This window comes from Streptomyces beijiangensis (assembly GCF_017315755.1).
GTDB classification, from domain to species: domain Bacteria; phylum Actinomycetota; class Actinomycetes; order Streptomycetales; family Streptomycetaceae; genus Streptomyces; species Streptomyces beijiangensis.
In genome coordinates this window covers 1-9,627 of the sequence record NZ_JAFLRJ010000364.1, presented here as the reverse complement: position 1 = coordinate 9,627, position 9,627 = coordinate 1, and the positions used below count along the sequence as shown (strand labels likewise).

Genomic DNA, 9,627 nt, shown 5'->3' with positions numbered 1-9,627 from the left:
TGCGGGTAGCCGTAGCCCGCCGGCGCAGCCCCAGGCCCCGCCGGGCTACGGCTACCCGCAGACCGTGGTGCCGCAGCCCTCCTCGGCGGGCTCGGCATCCGGAGAACCATATTGGAGCCGAGGCGAAGCGCAGCGGAGCGGATACCCGCAGTCGGCGACGACCCAGCCCGCGTACGGCTATCCGCAGCCGGCCGCGGCGGCGGCCTTCGCCCCCGACCCGAACTTCCGGCTGCCGCCGATGGGCCCGCAGTTCCTGCCGCGCTGAGCCCTCGGGGTTGAGCCCGCGGCGCCGGGCAGCGCGTCAGATCTTGGCCTTGTAGCCCCGGCCCCACTGCAGTCCCCACCCGTACAGCCGGTCGAGCTCCGCCTGGAAGCCGTAGACGAACTGCACCTCGCGGCGCACGACCATGTCGCCCTTGATGTTCTCGATGGAGACGACCGCGCAGGAACGTGCCTCCGGAGCCCGCTCCTCCAGGTTGATCTCGATCCGCGGCCCGTTGCTCGGGTAGAGCGTCACCACGGCGTGCGTACGGTCGAAGGCCGGTGTCTGGTCGTAGATGTAGACGAAGACCAGCAGCCGCTTGATCTCCTCGCGATGGTCGAGGTTGACGAATATCGTCTCGCCGGACGGGGAGCCGAACCGGTCGTCGCCGCTCAGCTGGACGTACGGCGGCACGTTCAGGTCCCCGAAGAGGCTGCCCAGCGGCTGCACCACGCCCTTGGCGCCGTCCTGGAGCTCGTAGAGGCAGCCCAGGTCCAGGTCGACGTTGACGACCCCCTGGGTGTGCGCCTGGACCACGTCGGGCTGGAACATCTTGAAGGGGTGCCGCAGCAGGCTGCCACTCCCCCGCGACCTGCCGCCGATGTCCGACGTACGCATCCGCCACGACAGGTTGACGCGCAGGTTGCCGGAGGTCGCCCCCTGCTTGGTGAGCGACACCGAGGGGTGCCGTTTCGTCAGCTCGATGGCGTTGGACGCCGCACTGCCCGACTCGTAGTGCGGATGGTTCTCCCGCTTGAGACTGTCCCAGAAGGCCATCGCCCACCCCAGTTTTCTCGTGTCCCGCACAGCCCAGCGGGGCGGCTCGGAGGCTGTGCGCCCCGAAGCCGCCCCGCTAGAGCGTTCCGCAATCAGGTCCGGGTCACACCCCGGACGAGACTTCTTGCTTTTCGCTAAAATCCCCGCCGCCCTCCGCGGCGATGCGCTTGTTCCGGCGCACCGACGACCAGAAGGACCAGGCGATCAGTACGACGCCGACGAGGCCGGTGATGACCTCGTTGATCTCGTACTGGATGGTGACGAGCAGGATGACGGCGAGCGCGCCGATCGCGTAGTGCGCGCCGTGCTCCAGGAAGACGTAGTCGTCGAGGGTGCCCTGGCGGACCAGGTAGACCGTCAGCGACCGTACGTACATGGCGCCGATGCCCAGGCCGAGCGCCATCAGCACGATGTCGTTGGTGATGGCGAAGGCGCCGATGACCCCGTCGAACGAGAAGGACGCGTCGAGGACCTCGAGGTAGAGGAACATGAAGAACGCGGCCTTGCCGGCCATGACGGCGGCAGGGACGACGCTGCCGCTCTTCTGGGCCTTTTCCTCGGCCTCGTGCTCGCGCTCCTCCTCTTCCTCGAGACGGTTCTCGAAGAAGCCGGACAGACCGCCGACCACGAGATACGTGATCAGACCGGCGAGTCCGGAGATCAGGACCGTTTCCGCCTTGTTCACATGGACCCCGCCGTGCTGGTGGGCATGGGCGGCGACGGTGAACGACGAGACCAGCAGGACGATCATCGCGATGCAGACCGACAGCATGTCGACCTTGCCGAGCTTGGCGAGGGGGCGCTCCAGCCATGCGAGCCACTTGATGTCCCGGTCCTCGAAAATGAAGTCGAGGAAGATCATCAGCAGGAACATGCCACCGAAGGCGGCGATGGACGGGTGTGCGTCGGTGACGAGCTGCTGGTAGCGGTCCTTGTCGTTCAGCGCGAGCCTGACCGCCTCGATGGGGCCGAGCTTGGCGCTGATGGCGACGATGACGACGGGGAACACCAGCCGCATGCCGAAGACCGCGATCAGCACACCGACCGTGAGGAAGATGCGCTGCCAGAAGGCGTTCATCTTCTTCAGGATGCCGGCGTTGATCACCGCGTTGTCGAACGAGAGCGAGACCTCGAGGACCGCCAGGATGGCGACGACGCCGAACGCCGTCCAGCCGTCGTAGAGCACCCCCAAGGCCAGGCCGATCGCGGTGATCGCGAACGACCAGCCGAAGGTTTTCAGAATCACTGGCTACCCCATTGGTAAGGCTTTACGAAACGTTGACCCCGAAGTCTAGAGCGATGCCCCGGAGTCCGGACGCGTACCCCTGCCCAACGGCGCGGAACTTCCATTCGCCGCTGTACCGGTAGAGCTCGCCGAAGATCATCGCGGTCTCCGTCGAGGCGTCCTCGCTCAGGTCGTACCGCGCCAGTTCCTGGCCGTCGGCCTGGTTCACGACACGGATGAATGCGTTGGCGACCTGGCCGAAGGTCTGGCCCCGGTTGTCCGCGTCATGGATCGAGACCGGGAAGACGATCTTGTCGCAGTGCGCGGGGACCTTGGAGAGGTCCACCAGGAGTGACTCGTCGTCACCCTCGCCCTCACCGGTGAGGTTGTCACCCGTGTGCTCCACCGAGCCGTCCGGAGTGGTCAGTTGGTTGTAGAAGATGAACCACTCGTCGCCGAGCACCCGCCCGGACTGGCACAGCAGCGCGCTGGCGTCGAGGTCGAAGTCGGCTCCGGTGGTGGAGCGTGCGTCCCAGCCGAGCCCGACCAGCACTTGCGTGAGGTTGGGTGCGGCCTTCGAGAGGGAGACATTGCCTCCCTTGGCGAGCGTGACGCCCATGGTCTTGGATCCTCCCCGAGGTACGAAGACACAGCCTGGATGAACGCGCCGGCGCCGCACTCGTCGTGTGCGGCGCCGGCGAAGAGAAAACCCTGCTAGACGTTGACGCCGAAGTCCTGGGCGATACCGCGCAGCCCCGAGGCGTACCCCTGGCCGATGGCACGGAACTTCCACTCCGCGCCGTTGCGGTAGAGCTCGCCGAAGACCATGGCGGTCTCCGTCGAGGCGTCCTCGCTCAGGTCGTACCGCGCCAGCTCGGTGTTGTCGGCCTGGTTCACCACGCGGATGTACGCGTTCCTGACCTGGCCGAAGCTCTGCTGGCGGCTCTCGGCCTCATAGATCGAGACCGGGAAGACGATCTTGGAGACATCGGCGGGAACCCCGGCGAGGTTCACCTTGATGACCTCGTCGTCGCCCTCGCCCTCACCGGTGAGGTTGTCACCCGTGTGCTCGACCGAGCCGTCCGGGCTCTTGAGGTTGTTGAAGAAGACGAAGTTCGAGTCGTTGGCGACCTTCCCCGCTTCGTTCGTCAGCAGAGCGCTGGCGTCGAGGTCGAAGTCGCCTCCGGTGGTGGTACGCGCGTCCCATCCGAGACCGACGATGACCGCGGTCAGGTTGGGCGCGGCCTTGGTCAGCGAGACGTTGCCGCCCTTGCTGAGGCTGACTCCCACGAGTCCTCCCTAGATGTGTTGCCACAGGTTGGTGCAATTACGTTGGCATCGGATCAACGAATCGATCCTAGTGACCGGTTCCCGGCCACGGCAGGCTCTTGTCAGCAGGCTGTTCTCAGCACGCTGTTCTCAGAGGGCGTCGAGTGCCTTGATGTACTCGTTCAGGTCACGCGCGTCCGGCAGGCCGTTGACGACGCTCCACCGGACCACGCCCTCCTTGTCGATGATGAAGGTGCCGCGCACCGCGCACCCCTTGGCCTCGTCGAAGACACCGTAGGCGCGCGAGACCTCGCCGTGCGGCCAGAAGTCGGACAGGAGCGGGTATTCGAACCCCTCCTGCTCGGCGAAGACCCTCAGGGTGTGAATCGAGTCGTTGGAGACGGCGAGCAGCTGTACGTCGTCGTTGACGAACTTCGGGAGTTCGTCGCGGAGCGCGCACAGCTCGCCGGTGCACACACCCGTGAATGCGAAGGGGTAGAAGAGCAGCACCACGTTCTTGGCGTCACCGGGAGCCGAGAAGTCGGAGAGCCGCACAGTCCGGCCGTGGTTGTCCTTCAGCTCGAATTCCGGTGCCTTGGTGCCGACCTCGATCGCCATGGAAACGCCTTCCCTTCGTTTGCGCCGTTCAGGTGGCGTCCAGCCTATGCACAGGGCCCCCACCGACCAGGTCGGTGGGGGCCCTGCACTGTGTTTGTACGGAACTGTTCTTGTCCGAAGTCCTTACGGAGCCGGTGGTGGCTCAGCGCTTGGACCTCGCCCCCTTCGGGGTGACCAGACGGCTTCCCGTCCAGTCCTTGCCGGCGCTGACGCTCTTGGTCTGGGCGAGGCCCGCAGTCTGCGAGGCCTCGTTGATGTCACTCGGCTCGACATAGCTGTCTCGGCCTGTCTTCGGAGTCATCAGCCAGACCGCGCCGCCCTCTTCGATCAGACCGATGGCGTCAACCAGCGCGTCCGTAAGGTCGCCGTCCTCGTCTCGGAACCAGAGCACCACGACGTCAGCGACGTCGTCGTACTCCTCGTCGACGAGTTCCTGGCCGGTAATGGCCTCAATGCCCTCACGGAGCTCCAGCTCGACGTCTTCGTCGTAGCCGATCTCCTGGACCACTTGTCCGGGCTCGAACCCCAGGCGTACTGCCGGGTTGGTCCGCTCCTCCGCGTGGTCCGCGGTCGCGCTCACGGATTGCCTCCTGATCGTTTTTCGGGAAATGCTTCAGCCACGCGCGTGCGCGGGACGTTGGCCGTAGTCCACACGGGCCAGGCGGATCGCGCAAGTACCCGGCCCCCGAGACCGCCGAAACGGTGACGTTTCCAGGCACCTCACCCCAACTCCTGGCGGGTCCGGACCCCTCCTCGTGATTTGTCACACACGGTTGGTCCGGGTTTGTGACCATCCGGGGCTCGGGTGGGCCGTCCGGGCCCTCGAAAGGCCAGATTCAGGGGCGGGAACGCGTGTACGAGATGGGCGTAAGGGTGCGATTTGGCCGAACTCCCTGCCGTACGGTGGTTACCTCTCGGTAGAGATGACGTTTGGGCCAGGGCGGTCCACGATGGAAGCGGCCCGACCCCGCACTCCACACCGCAGACGTCCCTGTAGTCGCACCACCGAACAGCGAAGGAACAGCGTGGCTTCCGGATCCGATCGCAACCCGATCATCATTGGCGGCCTTCCCAGCCAGGTCCCGGACTTCGATCCCGAAGAGACCCAGGAATGGCTGGACTCCCTCGACGCCGCCGTCGACGAGCGGGGCCGTGAGCGTGCCCGCTATCTGATGCTCCGCCTGATCGAGCGCGCGCGAGAGAAGCGCGTGGCCGTGCCCGAGATGCGCAGCACGGACTACGTCAACACGATCGCCACCAAGGACGAGCCGTTCTTCCCCGGCAACGAGGAGATCGAGCGCAAGGTCCTCAACGCGACCCGCTGGAACGCCGCCGTGATGGTCTCGCGCGCCCAGCGCCCCGGGATCGGGGTCGGCGGCCACATCGCCACCTTCGCCTCCTCCGCCTCGCTCTACGACGTGGGCTTCAACCACTTCTTCCGCGGCAAGGACGAGGGCGACGGCGGCGACCAGATCTTCTTCCAGGGCCATGCCTCGCCCGGCATCTACGCCCGCGCGTTCCTCCTCGACCGGCTCAGCGAGCAGCAGCTGGACGCGTTCCGCCAGGAGAAGTCCAAGGCGCCGTACGGGCTCTCCTCCTACCCGCACCCGCGCCTCATGCCGGACTTCTGGGAGTTCCCGACCGTCTCGATGGGTCTCGGCCCGCTCGGTGCGATCTACCAGGCGCGGATGAACCGCTACATGGAGGCGCGCGGCATCGCCGACACCTCCAAGTCGCACGTCTGGGCCTACCTCGGCGACGGCGAGATGGACGAGCCCGAGTCGCTCGGCCAGCTCTCCATCGCCGCCCGTGAGGGCCTCGACAACCTCACCTTCGTCGTCAACTGCAATCTGCAGCGCCTGGACGGCCCTGTCCGCGGCAACGGCAAGATCATCCAGGAGCTGGAGTCGCAGTTCCGCGGTGCCGGCTGGAACGTCATCAAGCTGGTCTGGGACCGGAGTTGGGACCCGCTGCTCGCGCAGGACCGCGACGGCATCCTGGTCAACAAGCTCAACACGACCCCGGACGGCCAGTTCCAGACGTACGCGACCGAGACCGGCGCGTATATCCGCGATCACTTCTTCGGCGGCGACCACCGGCTGCGCGGCATGGTCGAGAACATGTCGGACGAGCAGATCCTGCACCTGGGCCGTGGTGGTCACGACCACAAGAAGGTGTACGCGGCCTACGCGGCGGCCAAGGCGCACAAGGGCCAGCCGACCGTGATCCTCGCCCAGACCGTCAAGGGCTGGACGCTCGGCCCGAACTTCGAGGGCCGCAACGCGACCCACCAGATGAAGAAGCTGACGACCGAGGACCTCAAGCGCTTCCGCGACCGGCTGCACATCCCGATCACGGACCAGCAGCTGGATTCGGACTACCCGCCGTATTACCACCCGGGTCGCGACTCCGAAGAGATCCAGTACATGCACGACCGGCGCAACTCGCTCGGCGGGTACGTGCCGACGCGTGTCGTCCGCTCCAAGCCGCTCGTGCTGCCCGACGACAAGACGTACGCGGCTGCGAAGAAGGGTTCCGGGAACCAGTCGATCGCCACGACCATGGCGTTCGTCCGCATCCTGAAGGACCTCATGCGGGACAAGGAGATCGGCAGGCGGTTCGTGCTGATCGCGCCCGACGAGTACCGCACCTTCGGCATGGACGCGTTCTTCCCGAGCGCGAAGATCTACAACCCGCTCGGCCAGCAGTACGAGGCCGTGGACCGCGATCTGCTCCTCGCCTACAAGGAGTCGCCGACCGGTCAGATGCTGCACGACGGCATCTCCGAGGCGGGCTGCACGGCGTCGCTGATCGCGGCCGGATCCGCGTACGCCACCCATGGCGAGCCGCTGATCCCGGTCTATGTCTTCTACTCGATGTTCGGTTTCCAGCGCACCGGTGACCAGTTCTGGCAGATGGCCGACCAGTTGGCGCGCGGTTTTGTGCTCGGTGCGACCGCCGGTCGTACGACACTGACCGGTGAGGGTCTGCAGCACGCCGACGGCCACTCGCAGCTGCTCGCCTCGACCAACCCGGGCTGTGTCGCCTACGACCCGGCCTTCGGGTTCGAGATCGCGCACATCGTCAAGGACGGTCTGCGCAGGATGTACGGCCCCGACAGCGAGGACGTCTTCTACTACCTCACCGTCTACAACGAGCCGATCCAGCACCCGGCCGAGCCCGCGGACGTCGACATCGACGGCATCCTCAAGGGCATCCACCGCTACAAGGCCGGTGAACAGGGCGCGATCTCGGCCCAGATCATGGCGTCGGGCGTAGCGGTGCCGTGGGCCCTGGAGGCCCAGCGGCTCCTCGCGGAGGACTGGAACGTCAAGGCCGACGTCTGGTCCGCGACCTCCTGGAACGAGCTGCGCCGCGAGGCCGTCGACGTCGAGCGGCACAACCTCCTCCACCCGGAGGAGGAACAGCGCGTCCCGTACATCACGCAGAAACTGGCCGGCGCCGAAGGACCGTTCGTGGCCGTCTCGGACTGGATGCGGTCCGTGCCCGACCAGATCGCGCGCTGGGTGCCCGGCCCCTACCAGTCGCTGGGCGCCGACGGATTCGGCTTCGCCGACACCCGTGGCGCGGCCCGCCGCTTCTTCCACATCGACGCGCAGTCGGTGGTCCTCGCGGTGCTCACCGAGCTCGCCAAGGAGGGCAAGGTCGACCGCTCGCTGCTGAAGCAGGCCGTCGACCGCTACCAGCTCCTGGACGTGACCTCGGCCGACCCGTGTGCCGCGGGCGGCGACGCGTAGGCATCGCGGACGCACGAGGAGAGGCGGCGGGACCTTCCGGGTCCCGCCGCCTCTCCGTTGTCCTTACGATGCGTTCCATGAAGCAGCAACCAGCACAGATGCGGTGGGAGCGGCACACCCAGTGGCCCCTCCTTGCGCTGGCCGTCGCTTTCGCCCTCGCGTACACGGTCCCGATCGTCGCGCCCGACGCCGACTCCTGGGTCCACGCGGTCTGTTCGGTCACCGAATGGGTGGTGTGGGCGTCCTTCGCCGTCGACTATCTGGTGCGGTTGGTGCTCACTCCCGACCGGGCGTTCTTCGTACGCACCCACTGGCTTGACCTGATCGCGGTCCTGCTGCCCCTCGCCCAGCCCCTGCGGCTGCTGCGGCTGGTCTCTACCCTCACCCTGGTCGGGCGGCGGGCCAGAATGGCCCCGCAGATACAGCTCACGACCTATGTCGGGGGTGCGGTGGTGGGGCTGCTGATGTTCGGTTCGCTCGCCGTCCTGCAGGCCGAACGGGACGCCCCGCGCGGCAACATCAAGACGCTCGGCGACGCGCTGTGGTGGTCGTTCACCACGATGACGACGGTTGGTTACGGCGACCACGCGCCGACCACGGGGCTCGGCCGCATCGTCGCGGTCGGGCTGATGCTCTCGGGCATAGCACTGCTGGGTGTGGTGACCGCGAACATCGCGGCCTGGTTCATCTCGCGCTTCAACAGGGACGACCAGGAGGAGCGCCGCCAGACGGCCGCGATCGAGGCGCTCACGGCCGAGGTCGTCTCCCTGCGGGCCGAGGTCAGACAGCTGTCGGCGACGGCGCTGCCCTCACAGGCAGACACCGCCGCGACCGCAGACCAGCCGATGCGCTAGAAGAGCCCGTTGCCCGGGGTGCCCTGGCCGACCAGCCAGACGAGGGCCAGCACGATGTCGATGGCGCCGAGCGCCACCGCGACCACGGCGGGGATGTTCGAGCCGGCCCATCGGCGGCCCATGCTCAGCCAGCCGGCGACCACCGCGACCGGGCCCAGGATGATGCCCAGTACAAAGAATCCGGCGATCGCGCAGACCAGCCCGATGATCCCGAGCGTCGCGCGGTCCGGCCCGCTCCCCGACCTCATACGGCCGCGTGAGCGGGGGGTCTTGCGCGTACGCGAGGTGTTTCCATAGCCCGTCATCATCACTCCCTTGAGGTTGTCGATTCGGGCCCAGCCCTCACGTACCCGCTCTCAGCGCTCCCAGACCTTGAAGGCCCGCACCAGGTACGGAGATTGAGGGACCCAGGTGCCGCCGCCCGGGTACGTCTCGAACTCGCCGGTCTCCGCGCACTCGGCCGACTGGTAGGTGGTGACGGGCCGTCCCGTGCGGTTGACCAGGGCCTGGGCTGTCGTTCCTGCGGGGAGCGGGGTGCAGCTGTCGACATCGACGGTGGAGAGCTCGTAACTCTGGTGGGCGCCCTTGAATCCTGGCCTGCTCCAGAGGCAGAACTGGCCTGTCGCGCACTCCCCGAGCTGGGGCAGGACGGTGGCGGCCAGGGCCGCTGCGGTGATCATGGTCGTACGCATCAGGAATCAGCCCCCGTGTGGTGCGGATCGGTCGGGACCACGCTGACCTGCGTGCGACGACGTACGGAAGGCCCCGCGGCACACACCACCCGGATAGGCGACAGCCCCGCCGGAACTGTCCGGCGGGGCTGTCCGTGGCGCGGTGTTGACGTCAGATGTGAGCCGCGCCCGC

Annotated in this window: 10 protein-coding genes and 1 pseudogene; 3 read left to right on the top strand and 8 right to left on the bottom strand. The window is 67.1% G+C overall.

Annotation, left to right across the window (positions count from 1 at the left end; all coding sequences use genetic code 11):
* Positions 1-265: pseudogene (locus J0695_RS44285) on the top strand (TerD family protein); the annotation flags it as partial.
* 36 nt (positions 266-301) lie between these two features.
* On the opposite strand, the gene J0695_RS31025 reads toward J0695_RS44285, so the two are convergent.
* From J0695_RS31025 to J0695_RS31000, 6 genes are all read right to left on the bottom strand, one after another.
* A complete protein-coding gene (locus J0695_RS31025; protein ID WP_206967679.1) occupies positions 302-1,039 on the bottom strand; it encodes a TerD family protein in 738 nt (245 codons plus the stop codon).
* Positions 1,040-1,142: 103 nt separating this feature from the next.
* Positions 1,143-2,285 (bottom strand): DUF475 domain-containing protein, encoded by a 1,143-nt coding sequence (locus J0695_RS31020; protein ID WP_206967678.1) that lies wholly within the window; start codon positions 2,283-2,285, stop codon positions 1,143-1,145.
* Between the two features lie 22 nt (positions 2,286-2,307).
* Positions 2,308-2,883, bottom strand: a complete 576-nt coding sequence (locus J0695_RS31015; RefSeq protein ID WP_206967675.1) for a TerD family protein — start codon at positions 2,881-2,883, stop codon at positions 2,308-2,310.
* 95 nt (positions 2,884-2,978) lie between these two features.
* Positions 2,979-3,554, bottom strand: a complete 576-nt coding sequence (locus tag J0695_RS31010) for a TerD family protein (protein WP_206967672.1) — start codon at positions 3,552-3,554, stop codon at positions 2,979-2,981.
* Positions 3,555-3,683: 129 nt separating this feature from the next.
* On the bottom strand, positions 3,684-4,151 hold the full coding sequence (locus tag J0695_RS31005; protein WP_206967670.1) for a peroxiredoxin: 468 nt from the start codon (positions 4,149-4,151) through the stop codon (positions 3,684-3,686).
* A gap of 142 nt (positions 4,152-4,293) precedes the next feature.
* Complete coding sequence (locus tag J0695_RS31000; protein WP_206967667.1) at positions 4,294-4,731, bottom strand: DUF3052 domain-containing protein; 438 nt, start codon at positions 4,729-4,731, stop codon at positions 4,294-4,296.
* Positions 4,732-5,176: 445 nt separating this feature from the next.
* Between J0695_RS31000 and aceE the strand changes: the two genes are divergently transcribed.
* Both aceE and J0695_RS30990 read left to right on the top strand, forming a co-directional pair.
* Positions 5,177-7,909, top strand: a complete 2,733-nt coding sequence (gene aceE, locus J0695_RS30995) for a pyruvate dehydrogenase (acetyl-transferring), homodimeric type (protein WP_206967665.1) — start codon at positions 5,177-5,179, stop codon at positions 7,907-7,909.
* Positions 7,910-7,986: 77 nt separating this feature from the next.
* Positions 7,987-8,763, top strand: coding sequence for a potassium channel family protein (locus J0695_RS30990; protein WP_206967663.1), 777 nt, complete (start codon positions 7,987-7,989; stop codon positions 8,761-8,763).
* Here J0695_RS30990 and J0695_RS30985 read toward each other — a convergent pair.
* Together J0695_RS30985 and J0695_RS30980 are read right to left on the bottom strand one after the other, a co-directional pair.
* Positions 8,760-9,071 carry a small hydrophobic protein gene (locus tag J0695_RS30985; protein ID WP_206967661.1) on the bottom strand — a complete coding sequence of 104 codons (312 nt, stop codon included), beginning with the start codon at positions 9,069-9,071 and terminating at the stop codon, positions 8,760-8,762. The genes J0695_RS30990 and J0695_RS30985 overlap by 4 nt on opposite strands.
* A 48-nt stretch (positions 9,072-9,119) precedes the next feature.
* A complete protein-coding gene (locus J0695_RS30980; RefSeq protein ID WP_206967659.1) occupies positions 9,120-9,455 on the bottom strand; it encodes a peptidase inhibitor family I36 protein in 336 nt (111 codons plus the stop codon).
* Positions 9,456-9,627: the final 172 nt, after the last annotated feature.